The following is a 25,528-nucleotide window of genomic DNA, read 5'->3' as shown; positions in this document are numbered from 1 at the left end:
CGCGCCGCGATCTGAAAGACGATGGAGATGACTGCGATCGAGGCCGGCGCGCGAGCGCCGGAAAATCCGTGGCGTGGCGAGGTGAAGGCGATGCTGGCGCTCGGCTGGCCGATGATCCTCACCAATCTCGGCCAGACGGCCATGAACGCCACCGACGTGATGCTGATGGGCCGGCTGGGACCGCAGGCGCTGGCCGCCGGCGCGCTCGGCGCCAACATCTATTTCATGCCGCTGATCTTCGGCCTCGGGCTGATGCTGGCGACCTCGCCGATGATCGCCACCGAACTCGGGCGCAAGCGCCATTCGGTGCGCGACGTGCGCCGCACGGTGCGGCAGGGCCTGTGGCTGGCCGTGCTGGTGTGCATTCCGATCTGGATCTTCCTGTGGAATGCCGAGGCGGTGCTGAACTGGATGGGACAGGAGCCGGCGCTGGCCGCGCAGGCCGGCACCTATGTGCGCTGGCTGCAATGGGCGGTGCTGCCCTTCTACGGCTACATCGTGCTGCGCTCGTTCATCTCGGCGCTTGAGCGGCCGGGCTGGGCGCTGGTCATCGTCTTCCTGGCCGTGGCGCTGAACGCGGTGCTCGCCTGGGGCCTGATGTTCGGCCGTCTCGGTCTGCCGGAAATGGGCATCGGCGGCGCCGGGCTGGCGACGAGCTTGGCGAGCGCCTTCATGTTCGTCGGGCTGGCGGTGGTGGTGTCGGTCGAGCGGAAATTCCGGCGCTACCGGATGTTCGGCCGCTTCTGGCGGGCCGACTGGCCGCGCTTCAAGGCGCTGCTCGGGCTCGGCCTGCCGATCGCCGGCATCCTGGCCTTCGAGGTGACGATCTTCAACGCGGCCGCACTTCTGATGGGGCTGATCTCGCCGGCATCGCTCGCCGCGCACGCCATCGCCATCCAGATCGCCTCGATCTCCTTCATGGTGCCGCTGGGGCTGAACCAGGCGGTGACCGTGCGGGTGGGGCTCGCCTTCGGCGCGCGCGACCCGGACGGCATCGCCCGCGCGGGATGGACGGCCTATGTCATCGGCGTCGGTTTCATGGCGCTGATGGCGCTGACCATGATCACCGCGCCCAACCTTCTGATCAGCGCCTTCATCGACATGGGCGCGCCGGAGAACGCCGAGGTCATCGCGCTGGCGGTGACCTTCCTGGCCTTCGCCGGTCTGTTCCAGATCGCTGACGGCGCTCAGGCGGTGGGCGCCGGCATGCTGCGCGGCCTGCATGACACCAAGGTGCCGATGATCTATGCGGCGATCGGTTATTGGGGCATCGGCCTGCCGCTCGGCGTGCTCTTGGCCTTCCCGCTCGGGCTGAAGGGCAACGGCATCTGGATCGGCCTGTCGGTCGGGCTGGTCGTGGTGGCGGCGCTGTTGCTCACCCGCTGGCTGCGGCGCGGGCGGCTGGGGCTGATGGATGAGAAGAGGGCGTTTGGGTGAAGCCGGGCCAGCACGTTACGCCCGCAAATCCCGGAGATACGTATTCGCCTCCGCCGAGGCCGCGAATTCGGTCGGGTCGATGTCGGCGATCAGCAGCGCCTCGCCCGCGACGCCCGCCTCGGCCAGCAGCGAGCCGTCGGGGGCGGCGATGACCGACAGGCCGGCGAAGGAAAACTGCGGGTCCGCGCCGCTGTGGTTGGCATAGGCGACGAACACCTGGTTTTCGAAGGCGCGCACCGGGATCATTTTCCGCGCGATCAGTTCCGAATGGTCGCTGGCCGGCAGTGCCGTCGGCACGATGACCAGCGCCGCACCCGCCTGCGCCAGGCGCCGCACACTTTCGGGGAATTCGACATCGTAGCAGATCAGCATGCCCGTCCTGACGCCGCGATGGTCGAACACCGTGGCGGTGGGCAATGCCGGAGCGAACAGGCCGCGCTCATAGGAGCCGTAGAGATGCGCTTTCGGTAGACGACGGGCGGGCGGTTGCCGTCGACATAGAGCGCGCTGTTCCAGACCGTCTCGCCGTCGCGCTCGGCGAAACCGACGACAACAGCGATGCCGAGGCGCGCCGACAGCGCAACGAGACGTTGGGCTGTTGGACCGGTTGCGGGCTCGGCCAGTTCCGTCATAGCCTCGCCCGCGCCATAGCCGGTGACGGCCAGTTCCTGCGCCACCAGCAGGTCAGCGCGTTGCGCCGCCGCGTCTTCGGCCGTGCGTTCGATGCGGGCGAGGTTGGCGGCGACGTCACCGGCTTTCGCCTGCATCTGCAGGATGGCTAAGCGCATCGGTGCGGTCTCGTTCCAGTTCGTTATGCGCATTCCCTATCCGAACCGAAGGATCGCCGCGAGAGGCCGCGCCGCGAAACACCCGCGCGGAAACTACATCGCCCCCAGCAAACGGCGGATGTCGCCGAAGCGGGCAATCAGCCCGAACACAACAGCCGCGATCGCCACGAAGAACACCGACACGGCCGCCATGGTCGGCGTGTAGCCGTAACGCAGCGCGTTGAAGATTTTTATCGGCAGCGTTTCGACGGTGAACCCGACGGTCATGTAGGCCACGATGTATTCGTTGAGCGACAGCACGAAGGCGAAGGCGTAGCCGGAGACGAGATAGGGCAGGATCAGCGGCAGCACCACCGTCTTCAGCACCGTGCGGTCGTCGGCGCCCATGGTGGACGCTGCCTCGACCAGCGAGCGGTCGATGGAGGCGAAGCCGAGGGAAAGGGTGACCAGCGGAAGTGTCACGAAAAAGATGCCGTGGCTGATCGCCGCCGTCCAGGGCTGGCCATAGAGGCCGCTGGAGGCCCAGAAGGTGAGCAGGCCCAGCGCCGTGATGACCGGCGGCAACACGAAGGGCGCGACGCCGAGCAATTGAAAAATATTCGCCCAGGGTGCGATGCGCCGCCACAGGAACCAGGAAAGCGGCAGCGCGATGGCGACCGCAATCGCCGCCGAGGTGACGGCGAGCAGCAGCGACGCGATCAGCGCTGCACGCCAGGCCGGATCAACGAAAATCTGCGCGTACCAGGCAAGGGAAAAACCGACCGGCGGGAAGGTCAGGTCCTGCTTCTGGTTGACCGATACACCGGCGACCACCACCAGCGGCAGCGCCAGGAAGAAGGCGACGGCGAAGAAATACAGCCGGCGAAGCATTTTTTCCCTCATCCCGCATTCTCCTTGCGTCCGACCAGCAGCGTAAGCCCCACCAGTCCGAGCGAGATCAGCACCAGGAACACCGCCATTGCCGCCGCGAAGGGCATATTCGACTGGTAGATCGCCTGGTCGGTGATCAGCACCGACAGCGTCCAGTGCTGGGGGCGGCCAAGGATCTGCGGCAGCAGATAGCAGCCGAGCGCGAAGACGAAGGCCATGATGATTGTCGCGACGATGGTGTTGCGCAGGGCCGGAACAACGACGTTGAAGAAGGCCTTCGCTGGCGAGGCGCCGAGCGTGCGTGCTGCCTCCAACAGCGTCGGATCGAGCCGGACGAGGGCGGGATAGAGCACGAGAATCGTATAGGGCAGCGCCTGGTAGACCATGGCGGTCATGACAGCGCCGAAGGAGGGCGACAGCGCCACCGGGCCACTCATCAGGCCGAGCCAGACAAACAGGTTGGTGATGCCAGCGGTGCGCGAGAACAGCGTCGACCAGGAAAAGCCGATGATGACTTCCGACAGCGACAGCACCGACAGCAGGCAGACCAGCCATACCGTCTGAACCGTTCGCGATTGCTTGGTCAGCAGGTAGGTGAACGGGAAGGCGATGACGACGCAGCAGATCGACACCAGCACCGACAGCAGCAGCGAAAAACCGAGCACGCGGCCGAAGAACAGCGACAGGAAGCGCGCATAATTGTCGAGAGTGAAGGCCGTCTTGTAGAACCCGGCGGGATCACGCTGGAAGAAGCTGACGGCGATCATCGTCGAGAACGGGATGACGAAGAAGACGATCAGCATCAGGCCAGGGAACACCAGCGGCGTGTAGTCGGCAAGCGTTTTCGGCGGCTCGCGTCTCATGACTTCACCACCACGCAGGCTTGCGGCGGCAGGGTCACGCCGACCTTTGCCCCGGTCGCGACATCGACGCGCTCGCGCGGTGTCGTCACCGCGACGATGGTTGACCCGCCGGCTTCGATATAGGTCTCTATCGTCGCTCCGAGGTCGCGCACGAAGGTGACCGTGCCATCGATGGCGCCTGAGGAAGGCGGGCCGAGATGCACGTCTTCCGGCCGTACCGACACCGAGGATTTTGCCGCGCCGGAGGGCAGCGACAGGCCTGGGATGACCGTGCCGAGGATTGAGGCGCGGCCAGCACCATCGGCACTGGCCTCAAGCAGGTTGGTCGAGCCGATGAAGTCGGCGACGAAGGCATCCGCCGGTTTCCGGTAGATGTCGATCGGCGCGGCGGCCTGGCGGATCTTCCCCTGGCCCATGACCACGACGAGATCGGCCATGGTCATCGCCTCGCGCTGGTCGTGGGTGACGACGATGGTGGTAATGCCCAGCCGCTGCTGCAATTGCCTGAGTTCGACCTGCATGGATTCGCGCAGCTTTGCGTCGAGCGCCGACATCGGCTCGTCGAGCAGGAAGAGTTTCGGCGACAGTGCCAGCGCCCGGGCGATGGCGACGCGCTGCCGCTGGCCTCCGGAGAGTTTCGCCACGGGGCGGTCGGCGAAGCCAGGCAGGTGGACGAGTTTCAGCAATTCGTCGGCGCGTGCCTTCTGTTCGTCCTTCGAGGAGCCGCGGATGCGCAGCGCATAGGAGATGTTGTCGCCGACCGAAAGATGCGGGAACAGCGCCAGCGACTGGAACACCATGCCGAAATTGCGCTTGTGCGTCGGCGTCTTGGTGATGTCATCGCCGTCTATGGCGATCTCGCCCGAACTGGGCTCCTCCAGCCCGGCGATCATCCGCAAAAGCGTGGTCTTGCCGCAGCCCGACGGGCCGAGCAGGCAGACGAAGGTGCCGTGCGGCACCGACAGGTTTACGTCGTCGACGGCTTTGAAATCGCCGAACTGCTTGGTGACGGATTTGATGGCCAGGCCGGACATGGATTTTCCCCTTTACCCTGCGGACCTTGCAGTTGTGCAACGGCTTTCATCGAGACGTGACATTGCGGAAAGCACCTTCTCCCCATTCACGGGAAGAAGATGCCGGCAGGCAGATGAAGGGCAGCGCGAACCATTGATATGTAGGCTCCGCCCCTCATCCGGCCCTTCGGGCCGCCCTGAGGACCTCCTCGTAAGCGGGGAGAAGGAAGACGCTCACCCCGCGATCATCTCCGTCCATTTCTGGTTCAGCCAGTCGGACTTGGTCGTGTAGAGGTCGTAGCGCGGGATGATCGGCGGGATTTCCGACGACACGGCCGCGAATTCCTCCGCCGTCAGGTCGAGTTTGTCCTTCTTCAGCGTCGGCGCGGTGCCGACCTTGCGCGACATCAGGCCCTGGATCGACGGCTGGCTCATATAGTCGATGAAGACATGCGCCTCCTCGCCCTTCTGCGAGGCGCGCGAGATGACCCAGTTGCCGCTATCCTGGATGCCGCCCTCCTTCGGGAAGGTCGAGCGCACCGGCTGGCCGTCAGCCGCCGCGAGACCGGTGACGTCATGATAATACTGGCCCATCGGGATCTCGCCCGACTTCAGCGCCTGCTCGAACTGCGCCTCGTCGCGATACCAGAGGCGGACGTTGGGCTTCACTTCGGCGAGTTTCTCGAAGGCCTTGATCTGGCCTTCCTCGGTGTCGAGCGCATTGGTGCCGCCGAAGAAGGTTTTCGCGGTCACCTCCAGCAGGAAAGAGTTGGAGACCAGCGCCAGCAGGCCGAGCTTGTCGGCGTTCGCCGGATCCCAAAGCGCTTCCCACGAGGTCGGGGCTTCCTTGTAGACGTCGGTGTTGGTGACCAGCGTGATGTACCACGCCACCGCGCCGATGCCGGCGATGCGTCCGTCGGGGTACTTGTTGACGAATTGCGGCAGCAGGTCGCCGAAATTCTTGATCTTCTTCTCGTCGATCGGCACCCACAGTTCGGTGGACTGGCCCTTCAGCGTCGAGGTCTGCGACATCATCGACACGTCGGCGGGCGCCTGGCCGGCCTTGGCGGCCTGCTCGAGCTGCACCAGCCAGGCCTCGCCGGTCGGCTCGGCGACCGATTCCACCGCGATGCCGGTCGCCTTGGTGAATTCGGGGAAGATGTGCTCGTCGAAGGACTTTTGGAAATAGCCGCCATAGACGCCGACCTTCAGAGACTTGTCCTGCGCGCGCAGGATCGACGGCATGGCGAGAACGCCGGTGGCGGCGAGCGCGCCGGACAGCACCGTGCGCCGGCTGAGCGGACCGTTCAGAATTTTCTGCATTTCACTTCTCCTGTTTTGGCCGACGTTGCGGCAGTTCCCATGTCTTCAAGTATCGACGAGGTTCAGTGCGCGGCTGCGCGGCTCTCCAGCATCCTGGCATATTGGGTGAGAGGATAGCACAGCACGAAAAAGATCAGAGCCACCAGCCCATAGACGGTGAAGGGCTCGAAGGTCGCGTTGTTGATGGCGTTCGAGGTTCTCAGCAGTTCCTCGAAGCCGATGATCGAGGTCAGCGCCGTTGCCTTGATGAGCTGTACGAGGAAGCCGACGACCGGCGCCCGGGTAATCGAGAAGGCTTGCGGCAGGATGACCAGCCGCAACTCCTGGACATAGTGCAGCCCGAGGCTGGCGCCGGCATCCCATTGGCCGCGCGGCAGCGCGTCGACGCCGCCGCGCCAGATCTCGGCGAGGTAGGCGCTGGCGAAGAAAGTGAGGCCGAGCACGGCCGCCATCCATGGTTCGATGCGCAGCCCGAGCATCGGCAGGCCGAAGAACATCAGGAACAACTGCATCAACAGCGGCGTGCCCTGGAACAGCGCGATGTAGCCGCTGCCGAAGCGCCTCGGCCATTTAGCCTTGGATATCCTGAGCAGCAGGATGGCGATGCCGACGATGGCGCCGCCGGCGAAGGCGGCAATCGACAGCAGGATCGTCCAGCGCGTGGCGAAGAGCAGGTTGCGCACGATGTCCCAGAAGGTGAACTCGATCATGTCACACCCGCCGACAACATCCGCTGCCCGCCTTTGACGAGGAGGCGCCGCAATCCGATCGACAGACCGAGATAGACGGCGGTGACGACCAGATAAGTCTCGAAGGCGCGGAAGGTTCTGGCCTGCAGCATGTCCGCCTCGTAGGTCAGTTCGCGCACCGCGATCTGCGACACGACCGCGGATTCCAGCATCATGATCACGATCTGGCTGGTCAGCGCCGGGAAGATGACTTTAAGCGCCTGCGGCAGCACGATCTTGATGAACACCTGGCGCGGCCGCAGCCCGAGCGCCAACGCTGCTTCCTTCTGGCCGCGCGGCACAGCGTCAAGTCCGGCGCCGACGATCTCGGTGGTGTAGGCCGCCATGTTGAGCGTCATGGCGAGAATGGCGGCAACCACCGGATCGAGCCTGATGCCGAGGCTGGGCAGCCCGAAGAAGATGAAGAAGAGCTGCACCAGGAACGGCGTGTTGCGGATCACCTCGACATAAAGGCCGATCGCCTGCCGAAGCAGGCGATTGCCGCCGCGCCGGCCGGCCGCCGCGAGCACGCTGAGCACAGTTCCGAGCAGCGTCGTCACGACGATCAGGAAGACCGTCATGGCGGCGCCGCGCGCAATCGCGCCGAGCGCATCGTTCAGCCAGCCGAAGTCGAGGCTGTAGGACACGAGCCTCAGTCCTTGAGGTTTTCAGGATTGAGCGGCGTCTTCAGCCAGGTTTGCGAGCTTTCGTTCAGCTTGCCGTCGGCCAGCATCTTGGCGACCGCGTCGTTGATCGCCTTCTTCAGGCCTTCCTCGTTCTTGTTGAGGCCGATATGCGAGGGCGAGGTGAGGAGCTGGAATTTCTGCTCGGGCTTCAGCCCTTCCTGTTTGGCGAGCACCTGCGCGCCGACATCGTTGCCGACGACCATGAGCTGCGTCTGCTCCGAAATGAAGGCCTGGATGACGGCGTTGTAATTGTCGAAGCGGCGAATGTCAGCGGAGGCGGGCGCCGCCTCGGTCAGCGAGGTGTCCTCAAGCGTGCCGCGGTTGACGGCGATGGTCTTGCCGGCAAGGTCTTCCTTGCCCTTCACTTCGAGGGCGGCCGGGCCGATCACGGCGATGTAGTAGGGCGCGTATGCGGCGGCATAGTCGATGACCTCGGCGCGTTCCTTGGAATAGCCGACGCTCATCAGCATGTCGACGCGCTTGTCCGTAAGATAGGGAATGCGGTTCTGGCCGGTGACGCTGACCAGATTGAGCTTGACGCCCAGGCTGTCGGCGATGGCTTGCGCGACATCGATGTCATAACCCTTGATGCTCATGTCAGCGCTGGCCGAGGAGAAGGGCGGGAAGTCGGAAAAGATGCCGACATTGATCTGGCCCGCCGCCTTGATGTCAGCGACGGCATCGGCATTGGCCGGCAGCGTGGCGAGACCGAATGCGCCGGCGAGCAGCACGGCGGCGATGGACGATTTGAGCTTCGCATGGATTGTCATTGTCGTTCCCCTTTTCTGGAAGCTGGTTTTTTGAGAGCGGCAGTCCGATCGCCGGTTCCAGTTCGGCGTCGGACTTGCCGTATTTTTTTTGGATCAGGCCTCCTTGCCGGCGATTGCCGGGCTGAACACCATCAGCGACAGGATCTCGAACAGAACCTGCGCGCCGGCGTGCGCGGTGTTGGTGGTGGCGTCGTATTGCGGCGCGACCTCGACGACGTCGCCGCCGACGATGTTCAGGCCTTTCAGCCCGCGCAGCAGTTCCAGCACCTCGCGCGTCGTCAGGCCGCCGACCTCGGGCGTGCCGGTGCCCGGCGCGAAGGAAGGATCGAGGCTGTCGACGTCGAAGGAGATGTAGGTCGGCCCGTCGCCGACGATCTTCCGGGCCTTCTCGATGATGGCGGGAACGCCCATGCCGGTGACTTCCTCGGCGTGGACGACGGTCATGCCGGATTCGTAGGTGAACTCCCACAGATATTCGGAAGAGCCGCGGATGCCGATCTGGATGGTGCGGGTTGGGTCGAGCACGCCGTCGAGCACGGCGTTGCGGAACGGCCCGCCATGGTGGAACTTGGTCAGGTCGTAGGCGCCGCCGGTGTCGCAATGCGCGTCGATGTGGATCATGCCGACGGGGCGCTTCTTGCCCACCGCCTTGAGGATCGGGTGGCTGATCGAATGGTCGCCGCCGACCGACAGCGGGATGACGCCGGCCTCGACGATCTGGCTGATGCGCTTTTCGATGTCGTCATGGCTGAGTTCCAGCCGGTAACGGCTCTGGAACGCCACGTCGCCGATGTCGGCGACCCGCAAATCCTGCACCGGCGCGCAGTCGAGCACATGGTTGTAGGGGCCGATGCGCTCGATGGTGCGCAGCGCCCGCGGCCCGAAGCGCGCGCCGGTGCGGTTGGTGACGCCGAGATCCATCGGCACGCCGACCATGGCGACCTGCAGATTGCCGAAATCCGGGTCGTCGTTGTCGACCTGCATGTGCGGCGCGGTGAGGAAGGTCGGCATGCCCGAATAGGGCGCGACGCGCGTCCCGCTCTTGGTGAAGATCTTGTTGGCTACCCGCCGGAACTGCGGATTGAACAACTCGCCGCCATGGCTCTCGCCATATTTGCGGCGCAGCGCTTCCAGTTTGTCGGCCTCGAAACCCATGAAAATCCTCCTGCGGCGGCGCCGATGCGCCGATATGCTGTTCGAGGGCATTCACGTTCGCCTTGTCTCGGCGGATCGCGTGCCCTTCGGTGTTTCCCAAGCCTGCTTTTTATGATTTCGCCAAAACTGCGCCGAATCCGTTGAAAGATCAATTGATATTGTTGTAGTCTTCGTTGTGAAATTTTCTCACATCGGTTCCGCCTGAATCTCGGCATACCGGGGATGCCCTTGGACTACTGAAGGTTCGCCAATGTCAGGCCGCCTGCCACCGCTCAATCCGCTGCGCGCCTTCGAGGCGACGGCCAGGCATGGGTCGCTGACCAAGGCGGCGGCGGAACTCAGCGTCACGCATGGCGCCGTCAGCCACCAGATCAAGGCTCTGGAAGCCACGCTGAAGGTCAAGCTTTTCGAGCGCGCCGGCCAACGGCTGAAGCTGACGCCGCATGGCGCCGAATTGTTGCCTGCGGTCTCCGGCGCCTTCGAGGGCATCGCCGCGGCGACCGCGCGGCTGACCCGGCCGACCGGCGCCGGCGCGCTGACGGTGAGCGTCGTGCCGGCATTGCTGTCGCTGTGGGTGATCCCGCGCATCGGCAGCTTCGTCGCCCAATATCCCAACATCAGGCTGAAGTTGCGCGCCTCCAACGATCCGCAGGACATGCGCTCGCCGGACGTCGACCTCTGCGTGCATTACGGCGACCGCGACTGGAGCGATTGCTGGTTCCGCAAATGGTCGGACCTTGAACTGTTCCCGGTGGCGAGCCCGACGCTGATCAACAACCGGCCGCTCCGCACCGTGCGCGATCTCGCCGACCACGTCATGCTGCATGGCGACGACGGCCGCGAGTGGCACACCTGGCTGGCGGCGGCCGACGGGCTGGAGCTGCCGCGCGGACCGCAGTTGCAGATGAGCGATGCGCGGCTGTCGACCGAGGCGGCGCTGCACGGACACGGCGTGGCTCTGGGTGATTCCGTCACCGCCAGCGGACTTTTGGCGCGCGGGCAGCTCGTCACGCCGTTCAACCTTGCCGTGCCGGCGGTGGATTCCTTCTACGTCGCCTGCCGCGGCCAGATGCGCTCCGCGCCGGTGGTGCAGGCCTTCATCGACTGGATTTTTGCCGGGCGCGACGCCGCCGCCAGCCGCGGCGAGACGGCGGTGGCCGGGCAGATCGGCATCCGCAAGCGGCGTTCGGCAAGGGCGGCGGCTGGCTGAAGATAAACGACGGGATTGCTCCACCCGAAACCCGCCCGGACAAGACTTTACTAACCGAAGGTTGAAACATTGCTCGACAGAGAACACCCGGATTGAGCAGTCTTGCCCACGGGCCGGCCTGCGCACGCCGGCGCAAATAATACTCGAAGCCGCCGCCAACGAACTTGGCGCGACGTCGCGACATCCGCCGAACCGAAGACAGGGACAAAACCATGGATCTGAAGGACAAGACCGTCGTCGTCACCGGGGCGTCGAGCGGCATCGGTTTGGCGCTCGCCCGCCGCTTCGCCGCCGAGGGCGCGCGGATAGTCGCCGCCGACCTTGCGGAAGGTCCTGCGATCGACGGCGCAGTCCGTTTCCGCCGCACCGATGTCGGCTCCGACGCCGCGATCAAGGCGCTGGTCGACGACGTGGTGGCCACAGAGGGCGGCATCAACCTGTTCTGCTCCAATGCCGGCATCGGCATGCCGATGGATGCCGAGGCCAGCGAAGAAGCCTGGGAAAGGATCATCGCCGTCAACCAGTTGAGCCATATCCGCGTGGCACGGCATGTCGTGCCGGGCATGGTGGCGCAAGGCGGCGGCCGCATTCTGATCACCGCCTCGGCGGCCGCGCTCGTGCTGTCGCTGGGCAGCGCCGGCTACCACACCACCAAGCACGCGACGCTGGGTTTTGCCGAATGGCTCGCCTTCACCTACCGCACGCGCGGCCTAAAGGTTTCCGTGCTCTGCCCGGCTTCCGTGAATACACCGATGATCAAGGGTATCCCCTATCTTCAGCCCGGCGCCATCGAGCCGGAGGAGGTGGCGGAAAAGGCGTTCCAGGGCATGGCGCAGGACCGTTTCATGATCACCACCCATGCCGACACAATGCCCTATTTCCAGCAGAAGGCTGCCAACTACGACGGCTTCATCGGTTTCGCCGCCGATTTTCGCGATAAGGCGATGGCTGTGGCCAAGCCGAGTTGACACCAGGTGTTCCAACCCGAGACCCTGATCTGCGCCCGTCCTTAAGGCCACCGCTCCAATGTGACCGTCCCGATGACCAGATTGCAAAATTAACGTCGTGCTCCGCCGAGAGCCGAGCGTCACCCCACATACCTCTTCAACACCGCCTCGGTCCCATCCTTCCATAGCGCGTTCAGCGCCGCCGCGAACGCCGCCGCAAATACCGCCGACCTGCCGACCGCGCCATAGATGTCCTCCATCGCCAGCCAGGCAGCCGGATCGGCTTTCGCCGCCTTGGAGGCCGCCTGCAGACGATCCCAGTTCGGATCGTTCGGCTCTATCACCTTCCCGCTGTCGGTCATGCCGAAGCAATAACGGCACCATAGCGCCGATTCCAGCGCCAGCCCGGCCACGCCCTGCCCCACCTTCAGACGGTCGGCGATGGTCGGGATGATGAATTTCGGCTGGCGGTTCGAACCATCCAGACAAAGCCGGCGAACCGTATCGCCGATCTTCGGGTTGGAGAAGCGCTTGTCGATAAGCTGAAAATACTCCTCCAGCACGACGCCCGGCACCGGCGGCACGGTGGGGATGATCTCGTCCCTCTCCAGCTTCGCCAGGAAGCCACGCACAAGTTCGTTTTCCATCGCCTCGTGCACGAAATGGATGTCCATCAGCCCGGCCGGATAGGCGATGGTGGCGTGGCCGCCGTTCAGGATACGGATCTTCATCAACTCGAACGGCGACACGTCATCGACGAACTGCACGCCCACCTTCTCCAGCGCCGGCCGGCCAAGCGGAAAATTGTCCTCCAGCACCCATTGCTTGAACGGCTCGCAGAACACCGGCCAGCCGTCCTCGACGCCGAAATCCTTTTTGAGGATCTCGCGTTCGCGGTCGGTGGTGGCCGGCGTGATGCGGTCGACCATGCCATTCGGAAAGGCGACGTTCTTGTCGATCCACGCAGCAAAACCCGGATCGGAGAGTTTTGCCAGCCCGCACACCGCGTCCCTGGTGACGTGGCCGTTATGCGGAATGTTGTCGCAGCACATGATGGTGAAGGGCGGCGTGTTTTCCGCCCTGCGCCGTCTCAGCCCCGCGAGGATCAGTCCAAACACCGTCTTCGGGCTCTCCGGATTTTTTGCGTCCGCCACGATGTCAGCATGGCCGACGTCGAAATGGCCGGTCGCCGCGTCGATGAAATAGCCGCCCTCTGTGATGGTCAGCGAAACGATGCGGACCTTTGGGTCTGCCAGCTTTGCGACGATCGCCGCCGTGTCGCCCGGCACCAAAAAATCGACCATCGCGCCGGTGACGCGCGCCTGCATGTGGCCGGCGTCCTGCTCGACCACGGTGGTCAGCCAGTCCTGCGCTTTCAGGATGTCGCGCCCGCGCTTCTCGCCCTCGAACACGCCGGCGCCGACAAGCGCCCAGTCGTGGTCCAGCCCGGCATTGAACAATTCGTCGAGATAGACGGCCTGGTGCGAGCGGTGGAAATTGCCGACGCCGAAATGCAGGATGCCCGACGCAAGCCGGGCGGGGTCATAGCGTGGGCGCGCGACGTTTAACGGCAGGGACGAAAGGTTCGAGAGGGAAAGTCGGACGGTCATTTCAAGACGCCTTCTCATTGCTTTTCGGCGCCGGCGTTCGCGTATCCTTCTCCCCGTCTCTATACGGGGAGAGGATGGCCCGAAGGGCCGGATGAGGGACGGCGCCAACGATCGAGGGTTTCGCCGCACCTCATCTGCCTGCCGGCATCTTCTCCCCGTGAACGGGGAGAAGAGCGATAGTGATCAGCTTATCCAGTGGCCGCCCTCATCACGGACGGCAGCACGGGATTTCTCTCCCGGTCTCGTTATCCCCGCATCGCCGTCCCGTCGTTCCCGAATTTGTGCAACTTGGAAAGTTCGGGGCTCAGGTAGATTGTGTCGCCATGGCCGAGGCCGATGCTGCCGTCGGCGCGCACCGTCAGCGGGCCGACGCCGTCGGCGTTGACATGCAGGAACGTGTCGGAGCCGAGATGCTCGGCGACGCTGACGGCCGCCTTCCACTCACCGCTCGTCTTCGACACATTGAGGTGCTCCGGCCGGATGCCGATGGTCTTGGCGCCATGTTTGGCGGCCGGCGCGCCCTCGATCAGGTTCATCTTCGGCGAGCCGATGAAAGCGGCGACGAAGAGGTTCTTCGGCTTGTTGTAGAGTTCCATCGGCGAGCCGACCTGCTCGACATTGCCGGCATTGAGCACCACGATCTTGTCGGCCATGGTCATCGCCTCGACCTGGTCGTGGGTGACGTAGATCATCGTGGTCTTCAACTGGTTGTGCAGTTCAGAAATCTCCAGCCGCATCGTGCCGCGCAGCGCGGCATCGAGGTTCGACAAAGGTTCGTCGAACAGGAAGGCCGAGGGCTGGCGCACGATGGCGCGGCCGATGGCGACGCGCTGGCGCTGGCCGCCGGAAAGTTGACCCGGCCGGCGCTCCAGATAGTTGGTGAGGTTCAGCACGCGCGCCGCGTCCTTCACCTTGCGGTCGATCGTCTCCGGCGGCTCGCCGGCCATCTTCAGCGGGAAGCCGATGTTCTTGGCCACCGTCATATGCGGATAGAGCGCGTAGGACTGGAAGACCATGGCGAGCTTGCGCTTGGCGGGCGACTCGTTCGTAACGTCGCGGCCATCGATGTTGATCGTTCCCGAGGTCGTGTCCTCCAGCCCGGCAATCAGGCGCAGCAAGGTCGACTTGCCGCAGCCGGAGGGGCCGACGAAGACCACGAACTCGCCGTCCTCGATGTCGAGGTTGATCTTCGGAATGATGACCGTCGCCCCGAAGGACTTGTTGACGTCTCTGAGAGCGATCTTGCCCATTTTTTCGTCCTCCCTCGTATTCCTATTTCACCGCGCCGAACGTCAGGCCGCGCACGAGCTGCTTCTGGCTGAACCAGCCCATGATCAGGATCGGCGCGATCGCCAGCGTCGAGGCCGCCGAAAGTTTTGCCCAGAACAGGCCCTGCGGACTGGAGAACGAACTGATGAAGGCAGTCAGCGGCGCTGCCTCCGTCGTCGTCAGCCGGATCGTCCAAAACGCCTCGTTCCACGCCAGGATGATGTTCAAGAGCATGGTCGAGGCGATGCCGGGCACCGCCATCGGCGTCAGCACGTAAATGATCTCGTTCCACAGCGACGCTCCGTCCATGCGCGCCGCTTCAAGAATCTCGCCGGGGATCTCGCGGAAATAGGTGTAGAGCATCCAGATCACGATCGGCAGGTTGATCAGCATCAGCATGACCGTCAGGCCGATGCGGCTGTCGAGCAGCCCGGTATCGCGAAAAATCAGGTAGATCGGAAACAGCACCGCCACCGCCGGCATCATCTTGGTGGACAGCATCCACATCAGGATGTCCTTGGTGCGCCGGGTCGGCGAAAACGCCATCGACCATGCCGCCGGGATGGCGACGAGCAAAGCGAGGATGGTCGAGCCGACGGACAGGATCACCGAGTTCAGGAAGAAGTGGAAATAGCCGCTCTGCGCCTGCACCTCCCTGTAACTCTCGGTCGTGCCCGACGGGATCAGGCTGAACCCCTGGATCGCCTCCTGCTCGGACTTGAACGAGGTGATGACCGTGTAGAGGATCGGGAAGAAGATCAGCAGGGCGACGATCCAGGCGGCTGCCGTCGCGATCGTCTTGTGCCGGTTGGTTACCGCGCGTGCCATAATTTCCTCCTCACTTGTCCAGGTTCTTGCCGACCGCCCGCATGGCGAAGAAGGCGACGATGTTGGCGAGGATGACGGCGATGATGCCGCCGGCCGAGGCCTGGCCGATTTTGAACTCCAGCAACGCCTTCTGGTAGACGAGGAAGGGAAGGTTGGTGGAGGCGTAGCCGGGGCCGCCATTGGTGGTGACCAGGATCTCCGCATAGACGGCGAGCAGGAAGATCGTCTGGATCAGCACGACGACGGTGATCGCCCTCGAAAGATGCGGCAGGGTCAGGTAGATGAAGCGGCTGACGAAACCCGCGCCGTCCATCTCGGCGGCCTCCTTCTGCTCGCCGTCGAGCGACTGCAGCGAGGTCAGGAGGATCAGCGTCGCGAAAGGCAGCCATTGCCAGGCGACGATGAGGATGATCGAGAACAGCGGATAGTTGGCGAACCAGTCGATCGGCTGCAGCCCGAAGAACCGGGCGATGTCGGCGAACACGCCGTAACCCGGATGCATGAGCATGTTCTTCCACACAAGGGCGGCGACCGGCGGCATGACGAAGAACGGCGAGATCACCAGGATGCGCACGATGCCCTGGCCCCACATCGGCTGGTCGAGCAGCAGGGCCAGCAGGATGCCTCCGATGATGGTGATCAGGAGCACGCTGGCGACGATCAGCAGCGTGTTGAGGATCGCCCATAGGAAGGCCGGGTTGCTGAAGAACAGCTTGTAGTTCGACAGGCCGATGAAGCCGTCGCGGATCGGGTTCAGCGGGTTGTATTGCTGGAACGAGAACCACAGCGTGAAGGCCAGCGGCACGATCATCCAGACGAACAGCAGGACAACCGAAGGCGCCAGCATGAAACGCGCGAGGGAACTGGTTTGCTTGGTAGCCATGGCTGTGTCCCGTTCGTAGACGTTCTGACCTTGGACTATGCTCGCCCGGCCTGGCCGGGATGGCGCGGGCGCCGATGGAGAGGCATGTTTGCCAATCTCCAACGTCGGTGATTTGCCGCTAAGGCCCCTGCATTCGTCATCCTAGGGCAAGCAGGAGCGGAGCGAACTGCGCGACCCTAGGACCATGCCGTACCGGTGACGACGTGCTCCAGCGGGGTAGAATTCATGCCGGACGGCGACCTCTTGCCAACCCTCCCCGGCGCAACCTCTCCCCCGCGGTCGAGGGAGAGGCGCCGATCGAAGCATACCGCTGAGGGGCAGCGGATGCCTCTGCCGGAGAAAACCTTAAAGGTGGCCGCCCGGTTTTACCCGGACGGCCAAGGCACTGGGAGGCGCCTTATTGGATATAACCGCCCTCGGTCATGGCCGCGGTCGCCGCGTCCTGGGCCTGCTTCAAGGCGTCGTCGACCGACATCTGGCCGGCGAGGGCCGCCGAGAAGAGCTGGCCGACGGTGGTTCCGAGACCCTGGAACTCGGGGATGGCGACGAACTGCACGCCGACATAAGGCACCGGCTTGACGGTCGGCTTGGTCGGATCGGCCGAGTTGATCGAGTCCAGTGTCATCTTGGCGAAAGGTGCTGCCTTCTGGTAGTCGGCATTCTCATAGAGCGAGGTGCGGGTTCCCGGAGGAACGTTGGCCCAGCCTTCCTTCTCGGCAACCAGCTTCAGGTAGTCCTTGCCGGTCGCCCAGGCGACGAATTTCTCCGCCGCATCGGCCTTCTGCGTGCCGGCGGGAATGGCCAGCGACCAGGCCCACAGCCAGTTGCCGCGCTTGCCGAGGCCGGTGTCCGGCGCCAGCGCATAGCCGACCTTGTCGGCCACCTGCGAGGCCTTGGGGTCGGAGACGAAGGAGGCCGCCACCGTCGCGTCGATCCACATGCCGCACTTGCCCTGCTGGAACAGCGCCAGGTTCTCGTTGAAGCCGTTGGACGAGGCGCCCTGCGGGCCGGCGTCGTTCATCAGCTTCACATAGGTCTCCAGCGTGTTCTTCCATTCCGGCTGGTCGAACTGCGGCTTCCATTCCTCGTCGAACCAGCGCGCACCGAACGAATTCGACATGGCGGTCAGGAAGGCCATGTTCTCGCCCCAGCCGGCCTTGCCGCGCAGGCAGATGCCGTTGACGTCGGTGTTGTCGGCCTTGATCTTGCGCGCGGCCTCGCCAATGAAATCCCAGGTCGGGGCATCGGGCATGGTCAGGCCGGATTTTTCGAAGAGGTCCTTGCGATACATGATGAAGGACGACTCGCCGTAGAAGGGCGCGGCGTAGAGCTTTCCGTCCACAGACAGGCCGCCGGCGATCGCCGGGATGATGTCCTTGACGTCGTAATTGTCGCCGAGCTTGTCGAGCGGCAGCAGCCAGTTCTGCTTCGCCCAGATCGGCACTTCATAGGTGCCGATGGTCATCACGTCGTACTGGCCGCCCTTGGTGGCGATGTCGGTGGTGACGCGCTCACGCAGCACGTTCTCCTCCAGCGTCACCCACTTCAGTTCGATGTCGGGGTTTTTCGCGGTGAAGTCGTCGGTCAGCTTCTGCATGCGGACCATGTCGCCGTTGTTGACGGTGGCAATGGTGATCGACTCGGCATGCGCGGCCAGAGCAAACAGGCTCGCGGACGCGCCCAGAATGAGCGTTCTCAAATTCATATCGGTACTCCTCCCAAATCCCAAGGTGAGCATTTGCCTTGTTCTCGGGCAATTACTCACTCTCCGTGACGAATGTCAAGAGGCAATTGATGCTGCGCCGCACATCGAAAGGGGCCGGTGAAGCGCGAAATCAGGCATGAAACGTCCCAATCACGGGAGGCTTGCGGAGGCGCGAGGTCATGCCTATCATCGCGCTTCGCGCTTGCTATCCGCACAAGCCATTGATTTTTCTGCATTTTACAAGCATGACCTACAGTGCGACGTGTTTCCGACGCGGCCAACCAGCGAATTTATCTCGTAGAATCAATAGCTTATCTATGGAGACGGGAGCCGACACAAGCTACGCTGGCGGGGCAAAAACCGTCGATAGTTGGCCTTTTTCCAACTTTGGTCCGGCCCAAACCGGCCGTTCAGATCGACTTTGCCTGCAATCCCTTGGTTTTGCTTGAGTTTCCAAGCACGACAATGATTCTAACAGTCGTTAGTCAAATCGCCAACGCTTGCGATTTGCATGGCGCCGACCTTGACGGTTTGACGGCTGCGCTCTCCACTTCGTCATCCTAGGTCGCAGCAGGAGCGAAGCGAGTGCGGAGACCCTAGGACCATGCCGGCGCAGAAGACCGCCCATGGAATCCCGCCGCTGGAGGCGACAGAGGCGCTATCTGACAGCGCGCGCTGCAACCTCTACCAGCGCTACACCCCACCCGTCGCAACCCCGATCTCCTTCAAGATCCAATCGCGAAAAGCCCGGATTTTCGGCACGTTGCGGCGCTGCGTCTGGTAGACCAGCCAATAGGCGTGGCCGTCGTCACCGACGAGGTCGAAGGGCTGGATCAGGCTGCCGTCGGCCAATTCGGTGGCGAAAAGCGGCCGTGTCAGGATGCCGACGCCGACGCCGGCCACCGCCGCGCGGCCTTCATAGGCCTGCGATCCCAACTGGCGGCGCGGCCGCGCCGCCAGGTTTTCGCGCGCATCTATGCCGGCGGCGTTGAACCAGATCTCCCACCAGGGGTCACCAGCGTCCATGATCGGCAGCTTCAGCAAGTCGGCCGGTTCGTGCACGCCGCCGATGCTTTCCGCCAGTTTCGGGCTCAGCATCGGCGTGAAATCGGCGCGCATCAGCATATGCGAGGTCAGGCCCGGCCACTCGCCCTTGCCGCCAGTGCGGATGCCGACGTCGAAATTCTCCTGGGTGAAATCGATCATGCGGGTTGCAGTTTCTATCCGCACCGCAATCGACGGGTGGGCGATCTGGAACGAGCCGAGATGCAGTGCCAGCCAGTTGGCCGCGAAGGTCGGGATGGTGCTGATCGACAGCGTCGCCTGCCCGCCGGTGCGCGCCGTCTCGAATCCTTCCGCCAACAGCCGGAACGCCTGCGTGGCGGCCGTGGAAAGCACCTGGCCCGTCTCGGTCAGCCCGACCTGCCGCGCCTGACGATAAAACAGCGGCGAGCCGACCCGCTCCTCCAGCACCTTGATCTGGTAGCTGACCGCCGCCTGCGTCATCGCCAGTTCTTCCGCGGCACGGGTAAAGCTCAGAAGCCGGGCCGCCGCCTCGAAGGCGCGGACGGCGGCGAGCGGTGGCAGGCGGCTCGGATGCATAAGTCCTCCTTATGTATCCTAGGTCACGTTCAATTGGCCGGCAAGCCCGGAAGGCCTCATATTCAGATCACGAAACCAACCAGATTTTTGGGAGACCTGAGATGCAACGCTCTGTCTTGACCGCCGCGATCCACCGCATCCGCAATACCGCCCGGATGCTCATGGCCCTGCAATCGCGGGCCGAAGCCGTCGGCAGCGCCTATCTCGACACGGAAATTCTGTCCGAACACATGCGCCGAGACCTCGGCCTGATGGATGGCGAGGATCCCCGTATCGAGCGGCTGCCGCGCATTTCGTCGCGCAACGCCGAGGAAGCCAGCACACTCACCCGGCTGATGATGACGCCGCACGCTTCATAAAAGAGCCTTGGGAAAGAAGTGCCCGGCGGAAAAAAATCGACGCCGAGTTAGCTAGGGACAACCCCGGCGAAAGCAAGGGATTTCAGCGGCTGCGCCCGTCGATACGCAGCGCTTTGAGCAAGCGGGCCGGCCCTCCGGAGGAGCAAGACAGCCTGACGCAACAGCCAGAGCTGACCGGTGCATGGCAAGGCTCCGAAGCTGGTCCTCATCGAACAGATTTGTCATCGTGTCGTTTATCTTCAATGAGGCGTGCCGCTCCTGCGGTGCGCCATGAGCGATTCTCCCGGAAGCACTGGCGCAGCGCATAGTCCCCTGCTCACGCGTTTGCCGTCCAAGTTTAATTCACGATCATTTCACGCTGCTCAATATATCTTCTCGTCGCAATGCTCTTGGTGAGGCTATTGCACCAATATTTTCGCTTTACGCCTCGCCGTAGACGCAGATCTTTCAAATCTTAATCGTTGGGCCGGCCTCGGTCGGCCTGGGGTTTCATTGTGCTTGCCGGGAGGTGCACATGAGTGAAGCTGCGCAAAGACAGGCATGGAGGACGTTCGACAGCGCCGACGACGCCATGACTGAAATCGCTTTCGGATCTGCGCACATCAAGGTCGCGCGTCCGACGGTTCCCGCCTGGAATGCCTTGCAGATGGTCCTGCTTTCGCATGACTACTCCATCCGCGGTGACGATACGCATGGCTACTTTCCACGGAATATCGAGGGTACGACAACACGAAGCCTTCACGCCTTGGGCATTGCCATCGACGTGAATGCCACGACCAATCCGGTCAGAAAAACTCCGAACCGCCGAAAGGTGTGGTTTTCCGAGAAACGGACGCAAGCCGACCGCGCGCAGGATGTTCTATCGAACGTCGCGGATACCGACATGACACCTGAGATGATCGAAGATGTCCGTTCGGTGAAGACCTTTGAAGGAAAAAGCGTATTCGGATGGGGTGGCAGTTGGACCAACAAGAAGGATCCAATGCATTTCCATATCGATGTGACGCCGCAGGACCTTGCCGCAGGTATTGACCCATCGACGGTTAAGGGATTCGGACTGGACCTCGATGGTGACCTCGACGGTCGTTCCGACGGCTTTAATGGTCACTTCAACGGCCACCTCAATGGCGGGACCGAAGAGCATTTTCACGACGAGGACATGAATTCAGACCCGACTGACGAGACCTTTTGGGAGAGCGACACGATGATACACGACAGCGAAGTGAACCGATTCCGTCCTTTCCTCGATTTCATCGCCCATCACGAAGGGACGGCAAGCCGATCGAACGACGGCTACGATACGTCGCTCGGCTACGGGAAATTCACGGGCGGCGAAAAGAAGCTGACCGCGATGACTCTCAACCAGATCAATGCGTTGCAGATGGCGATGCTTGATCATCCTGCCAACAACTTCAACTCTTCCGCACTCGGCCGTTACCAGATCGTACGCAAGACCTTACTCGGTTTGAGGAGAAAGTTCGGGCTTTCGGGCGGCGAACTTTACTCAAGGGAGTTGCAGGACTCGCTCGCGGTCGCGCTCATCAAAGGGCGTGGCCGAGATGTTGTCGGATTGCGGGAGGAATGGGCCAGCCTTACAAAGGTCAACGGCAATACGATCCTGAAAAAATACGACGAGCGTCAATCAGGGACGCTTGAGATATATAAACCAGAATACCCAGAAAGCTTCGACCCAGGCTACGTTTCGTGGGAAAAGCTGCTTGAAATACTGGGCGGTGGTATTCTCGGCAATCTCAATTTGAACCGTCAGCCTTCGCAATTGGTCCTCAAGCCCGGCGACCGCGGCCCCGCCGTAGAAGCACTTCAGCAGGCGTTGAGCGCACGCAACTATCAGGTCGGCAAGATCGACGGCATCTACGGCACGCTTACCACGGCTGCGGTGGCGGCATTTCAGGTCGACTACAAGGTGCCGGCCGAGGTGTCTGGCTCAGTTGACGCCACCACATGGACCATGCTCGGCGAAGCGCTGGGACGGCCGCTATCCCAGGAGCGTATCAACATCACGGCCGACGACCTCCGGAGGATGGGATCGCAGACCATCGCGCAAGCCGACAATGCCCGGCTCATGGCGGTGCTCACGTCCCTGCTCGGAGCCTTGGGAATCGGCAACTTCGCGATCAGGGAATACGGTCCGGGACCGGCCGCTGCCGCTCCGGCGGCGCCCAATCCCGTCGTATCGGCGCCGGTGGATCAGCAGATCGCTCACGCAGTAAGCGGCCTTCCGTTGGCCGATCTCAAAACTTTCTTCAACATCAACCTCGGTCCAAAAGGGACAGAGGCCCTGGCCGTGAAGATTCGTGGTCTGGAAAGCTTGTATGCGCAATCGGTCACGGTTCCCGGCGCGACCAATTCCGGAACGCTTCAGGATTTCAACAATCCGCTGGTCTCGCTGATTTCCGCCGGCGCCAATATCCTGCTGCCCGGAGCGGGAGGTTCCCTTGCTATTCTGGCCTTGGGCATCGCCTCGCATATCTTCGGAACGCGGATTATCAAGCGGCGCGTTCGGGACCAGCAAAATGGCTCCAACATCGGAGCTCTCATCGACCGCAAGTGATCCGGACGCCCGGGTTCCTTCACCCCGCCGCCAGCAAGGCGGCGGCGGTGCGTTCGTCGGTGATCAGCCCGTTGACCAGCCGGCGGGTGACCGCCGCCAGAATGCCCGGCAGCTTCAGCTCACCCATGGCAAGCGCGACGACAAGCGAGCGCTCGCGCGACGGCAGCGGCGCCGAGGCGACCCGGTCGTTGGTGATGCCCTCGATCAGCTTGCCGTCGCGGTCGAACACCCAGCCGACGATTTCCGCCACCGCGCCGGCCTTCTGCAGCGCCTTCAGCTCCGCCTCGGTGATGAACCCGTCGACATAGAGCGGCGCCTTCGGCCCGAGGTCGCCGATGCCGACGAAGGTGACGTCGGCCCGCGCCGCCAGCGCCAGCGTCGGCTGGATCATCGGCTGGCCAAGCAGCATTTCGCGCTCTTCCGGCGATGAGGCGATGACCGGCAACGGCATCGGGAAACTGCGCGCGTTGATACGGTCGGCCATGGTGAAGATGACGTTGTAGAACGCGGCCGAACCATCCGGCGAGATGTTGCCGGTCAGCGAAACCACCTTGTGCTGCGGGCAGTCCATGGCCGGCAACTGCTCGATCGCCGCCTTCAGCGTGCGCCCCGTGCCGATCGCCATGACGACCGGCTCCGTCGACTTCAACCGCCGCTCGATCTCCGCCGCCCCCGCCTCGGCGATGCCCAGCGTCGTCGACGGCGAGTCCGGGCTGCTCGGCACCACCTCGACCAGATCCAGCGCAAACCGCGACCGGAGCTTCGCCGCCAGGTCGAGGCAAGCCGCGATCGGATGGTCGACCCTGACCCTTATCAGTCCCTCCGACATCGCCAGCGACACCAGCCGCTGCGCCGACTGTCTTGAGACTCCCAGCTTCGCCGCAATCTGGTCCTGCGTATTCCCCGCAACATAATACAACCACCCCGCCCGCGCCGCATCGTCGAGCCGTCCGCTGCCGGTGTCCTGGCGGGAAGCCATGGCATTCTTCTCCTTGGCCCGGCCCTGCCGGAGCGCGCGGACTTTTGCAAGTTTTTGGCAAAAGCGCAATTGTCGCCGGCATGAACATTTGCCCGGCGGACGCCTGCATCACGAGCCTGCGCGATTAAGGACGGTTTATCTCCCGCCTCAAACATCCTAAGACAGGGAGCAAGCACGGGGATGAAATGATACCGAAGGCGGTTTACTGGGACATGGACGGCACGCTGATCGACAGCGAGCCGCTGCATGAGGAAGCGCTGGTTGTGGCGTTGCGAGGGCTGGGCATAAAGCCGCCGTCCGACCTGCACGAGCGCGTGCTGGGGGTCGCCGCCTTTCCGGTCTTCGAGATGCTGCGCGACGAGTTCGGCCTCGAACTGCCCTTCGACGACTGGATCGTGCACAAATACGCGCATTATCTGCGCGAGGCGCCGCGGCTGAAGCCGCGTCCCGGCGCGCTGGAGATTTTTCGCGACCTGAAGGCGCGTGGCGTCGAGCAAGGCGTCGTCTCCAATTCCGACCGCCTCATCGTCGACGCCAACCTTCGCGCCCTCGACATCCATGAGGCCGGCATGCGCACCGTCTCGCGCAACGACGTGCGCAACGGCAAGCCGGACCCCGAACCCTATCTGCGCGCCGCGTGGCTTACCGGTATCGACCCGGCCGACAGCGTCGTTATGGAAGACAGCCGGCCGGGCGCGACGGCCGGACTTGCCGCCGGCATGCGTACCGTCTTCTGGCCGGAATTCCCGCAATCCGGTCCAGCCGGCGCGCTAAACGCCGACAGCGCGGAAGCGGTCCGCGCCTATCTCGGACTCAAGTAGAGTTTTGCCGCCTGGCGGTCCGCGCCGCCCAAAAGCGACCGTTTCAGTTCCGATAGGCTGGCTCTTCCTCATCGAGGATAGCCTTCAGTTCGGAAAGATGCCGGTCGGCCTGGCCGGGATAGTCGTCCATCTCGTCGGCGACCTTTTCCGCCACCGTATCGGACAGGGTACGCAGCGGCCGCCCGGTCCACAGCGCCTTGATGTAGGTTTCCGCCGCGCGCTCGAAATAGAACATGCGGTTGAAGGCTTCGGCAACCGTGTTGCCGATCACCAGGATGCCGTGGTTGCCCATGATCATGATCTGGGTTTTCGGGTTCGACAGGAGTTGCGAGCAGCGCTCGCCCTCCTCCTCGAAGGCCAGACCGCCATAATTCTCGTCGACCACCTGCCGCTTGAAGAACATCGCGGAGTTCTGGTCGATCGGCGGCATCAGCGAATCGGCCAGCGACGCCAGCACCGTGGCGTGGATCGAATGCACATGCATGACGCAGCGCGCATGCGGCACATTGCGATGCACCGCGCCGTGCAGGCCCCAGGCGGTCGGGTCCGGCGCATTCGGCCCCTTCATCGTCTCGGGGTCGTTGGCGTCGATCAACAGCAGGTCGCTCGCCTTGATGCGGGAAAAATGCACCTGGTTCGGGTTCATGAGGAACTGCGTACCATCGTCATTGACGGCCAGCGAGAAATGATTGGCCACCGCCTCGTGCATGTTGAGCCGCGCCGTCCATCGGAACGCGCAAGCGAGGTCGACGCGCTCTTCGTAGAAGGGTAGGTTGGTCAACGAAGGCTGCGGGCGATGGGCGATATTCATTTGCATTCACTCCTTGTCCACGATCCATCGATTTCGCCGAAAGTAGAGAATCTCGTTTCGCCCGTTGAACGGCTGAAACTTTCGATTCGGCACCTCCACAGAGATATCGCCAACGGCTTTTAGGTAAGCCTCGTAAGTCTTATGCTTCAACATTTCCTGATGGAATATGTGCCTCGGGTCGGTCGTATCATGGGCACGTTTTTCCAAGTGAGAATTGTTTCGGATCTCATATGGACCACTCAACTCAATTCTAGCCATTGCCTTTGTACCCGCTGAATCGATAAGATTTTGATTTTCCT

Annotated in this window: 22 protein-coding genes and 1 pseudogene; 6 read left to right on the top strand and 17 right to left on the bottom strand. The window is 63.2% G+C overall.

All coding sequences use genetic code 11. From position 1 onward, the window contains the following. Positions 1-27 precede the first annotated feature (27 nt). Positions 28-1,437 (top strand): MATE family efflux transporter, encoded by a 1,410-nt coding sequence (locus ACH196_RS09080; RefSeq protein WP_396646561.1) that lies wholly within the window; start codon positions 28-30, stop codon positions 1,435-1,437. Positions 1,438-1,452: 15 nt separating this feature from the next. On the opposite strand, the pseudogene ACH196_RS09075 reads toward ACH196_RS09080, so the two are convergent. The 9 genes and pseudogenes from ACH196_RS09075 to speB all read right to left on the bottom strand — a co-directional run bounded on the left by ACH196_RS09075 (position 1,453) and on the right by speB (position 9,633). Further along, positions 1,453-2,225 (bottom strand): annotated as a pseudogene (locus ACH196_RS09075) (carbon-nitrogen hydrolase family protein). 93 nt (positions 2,226-2,318) lie between these two features. After that, positions 2,319-3,107: an ABC transporter permease gene (locus ACH196_RS09070; RefSeq protein ID WP_396646560.1), complete on the bottom strand. Its 789-nt coding sequence runs from the start codon at positions 3,105-3,107 to the stop codon at positions 2,319-2,321. Then, positions 3,104-3,958: an ABC transporter permease gene (locus tag ACH196_RS09065; RefSeq protein WP_396646559.1), complete on the bottom strand. Its 855-nt coding sequence runs from the start codon at positions 3,956-3,958 to the stop codon at positions 3,104-3,106. Before ACH196_RS09065 ends, ACH196_RS09070 begins: the two co-directional genes overlap by 4 nt. Continuing rightward, a complete protein-coding gene (locus ACH196_RS09060) occupies positions 3,955-4,992 on the bottom strand; it encodes an ABC transporter ATP-binding protein (protein ID WP_396646558.1) in 1,038 nt (345 codons plus the stop codon). Before ACH196_RS09060 ends, ACH196_RS09065 begins: the two co-directional genes overlap by 4 nt. Before the next feature lie 213 nt (positions 4,993-5,205). Beyond that, positions 5,206-6,294, bottom strand: a complete 1,089-nt coding sequence (locus ACH196_RS09055) for a PotD/PotF family extracellular solute-binding protein (RefSeq protein WP_396646557.1) — start codon at positions 6,292-6,294, stop codon at positions 5,206-5,208. Positions 6,295-6,356: 62 nt separating this feature from the next. Next, the gene (locus ACH196_RS09050; protein WP_396646556.1) at positions 6,357-7,004 is read right to left on the bottom strand and encodes an amino acid ABC transporter permease; all 648 of its coding nucleotides are present in this window, start codon (positions 7,002-7,004) and stop codon (positions 6,357-6,359) included. Then, a complete protein-coding gene (locus ACH196_RS09045; RefSeq protein WP_396646555.1) occupies positions 7,001-7,669 on the bottom strand; it encodes an amino acid ABC transporter permease in 669 nt (222 codons plus the stop codon). The genes ACH196_RS09050 and ACH196_RS09045 overlap by 4 nt, the downstream gene beginning before the upstream one ends. Before the next feature lie 5 nt (positions 7,670-7,674). Beyond that, the gene (locus tag ACH196_RS09040) at positions 7,675-8,478 is read right to left on the bottom strand and encodes a transporter substrate-binding domain-containing protein (RefSeq protein WP_396646554.1); all 804 of its coding nucleotides are present in this window, start codon (positions 8,476-8,478) and stop codon (positions 7,675-7,677) included. Positions 8,479-8,571: 93 nt separating this feature from the next. Then, complete coding sequence (speB, locus tag ACH196_RS09035; RefSeq protein ID WP_396646553.1) at positions 8,572-9,633, bottom strand: agmatinase; 1,062 nt, start codon at positions 9,631-9,633, stop codon at positions 8,572-8,574. A 250-nt stretch (positions 9,634-9,883) separates the two neighbouring features. Here speB and gcvA point away from each other — a divergent pair, with 250 nt between their 5' ends. Beyond that, positions 9,884-10,843 (top strand): transcriptional regulator GcvA, encoded by a 960-nt coding sequence (gene gcvA / locus ACH196_RS09030; protein ID WP_396646552.1) that lies wholly within the window; start codon positions 9,884-9,886, stop codon positions 10,841-10,843. Positions 10,844-11,055: 212 nt separating this feature from the next. Further along, positions 11,056-11,811: an SDR family NAD(P)-dependent oxidoreductase gene (locus ACH196_RS09025; protein ID WP_396646551.1), complete on the top strand. Its 756-nt coding sequence runs from the start codon at positions 11,056-11,058 to the stop codon at positions 11,809-11,811. Positions 11,812-11,930: 119 nt separating this feature from the next. Here the strand turns inward: ACH196_RS09025 and ACH196_RS09020 are convergent, their stop codons facing one another. From ACH196_RS09020 to ACH196_RS08995, 6 genes are all read right to left on the bottom strand, one after another. Next, entirely contained in the window at positions 11,931-13,400 is a 1,470-nt protein-coding gene (locus ACH196_RS09020) for a mannitol dehydrogenase family protein (RefSeq protein WP_396646550.1), read from the bottom strand. A 245-nt stretch (positions 13,401-13,645) separates the two neighbouring features. Further along, positions 13,646-14,650: an ABC transporter ATP-binding protein gene (locus ACH196_RS09015; RefSeq protein ID WP_396646549.1), complete on the bottom strand. Its 1,005-nt coding sequence runs from the start codon at positions 14,648-14,650 to the stop codon at positions 13,646-13,648. 22 nt (positions 14,651-14,672) lie between these two features. Then, entirely contained in the window at positions 14,673-15,497 is an 825-nt protein-coding gene (locus tag ACH196_RS09010) for a carbohydrate ABC transporter permease (RefSeq protein WP_396646548.1), read from the bottom strand. A 10-nt stretch (positions 15,498-15,507) separates the two neighbouring features. Next, positions 15,508-16,380: a carbohydrate ABC transporter permease gene (locus ACH196_RS09005; protein WP_396646547.1), complete on the bottom strand. Its 873-nt coding sequence runs from the start codon at positions 16,378-16,380 to the stop codon at positions 15,508-15,510. Between the two features lie 397 nt (positions 16,381-16,777). Next, the gene (locus ACH196_RS09000; protein WP_396646546.1) at positions 16,778-18,085 is read right to left on the bottom strand and encodes an ABC transporter substrate-binding protein; all 1,308 of its coding nucleotides are present in this window, start codon (positions 18,083-18,085) and stop codon (positions 16,778-16,780) included. 693 nt (positions 18,086-18,778) lie between these two features. Further along, positions 18,779-19,687 carry a LysR substrate-binding domain-containing protein gene (locus ACH196_RS08995; RefSeq protein ID WP_396646545.1) on the bottom strand — a complete coding sequence of 303 codons (909 nt, stop codon included), beginning with the start codon at positions 19,685-19,687 and terminating at the stop codon, positions 18,779-18,781. Between the two features lie 116 nt (positions 19,688-19,803). Here ACH196_RS08995 and ACH196_RS08990 point away from each other — a divergent pair, with 116 nt between their 5' ends. Beyond that, entirely contained in the window at positions 19,804-20,046 is a 243-nt protein-coding gene (locus tag ACH196_RS08990; RefSeq protein WP_396646544.1) for a hypothetical protein, read from the top strand. A gap of 514 nt (positions 20,047-20,560) precedes the next feature. Continuing rightward, positions 20,561-22,618, top strand: coding sequence for a peptidoglycan-binding protein (locus ACH196_RS08985; protein WP_396646543.1), 2,058 nt, complete (start codon positions 20,561-20,563; stop codon positions 22,616-22,618). A 19-nt stretch (positions 22,619-22,637) separates the two neighbouring features. On the opposite strand, the gene ACH196_RS08980 is transcribed toward ACH196_RS08985, so the two are convergent. Continuing rightward, positions 22,638-23,597 (bottom strand): sugar-binding transcriptional regulator, encoded by a 960-nt coding sequence (locus ACH196_RS08980; RefSeq protein ID WP_396646542.1) that lies wholly within the window; start codon positions 23,595-23,597, stop codon positions 22,638-22,640. Between the two features lie 185 nt (positions 23,598-23,782). On the opposite strand from ACH196_RS08980, the gene ACH196_RS08975 reads away from it, so the two are divergent. Continuing rightward, a complete protein-coding gene (locus ACH196_RS08975) occupies positions 23,783-24,418 on the top strand; it encodes an HAD family hydrolase (protein ID WP_396646541.1) in 636 nt (211 codons plus the stop codon). A gap of 43 nt (positions 24,419-24,461) precedes the next feature. On the opposite strand, the gene ACH196_RS08970 is transcribed toward ACH196_RS08975, so the two are convergent. Continuing rightward, on the bottom strand, positions 24,462-25,229 hold the full coding sequence (locus tag ACH196_RS08970) for a class II aldolase and adducin N-terminal domain-containing protein (RefSeq protein WP_396646540.1): 768 nt from the start codon (positions 25,227-25,229) through the stop codon (positions 24,462-24,464). Positions 25,230-25,528 lie beyond the last annotated feature (299 nt).

The sequence above is a fragment of the Mesorhizobium sp. IMUNJ 23232 genome, from assembly GCF_044326205.1.
Classification (GTDB): Bacteria; Pseudomonadota; Alphaproteobacteria; order Rhizobiales; family Rhizobiaceae; genus Kumtagia.
The sequence above is the reverse complement of the archived record's forward strand: the minus strand, read 5'-3'. Positions and strand labels throughout refer to the sequence as shown.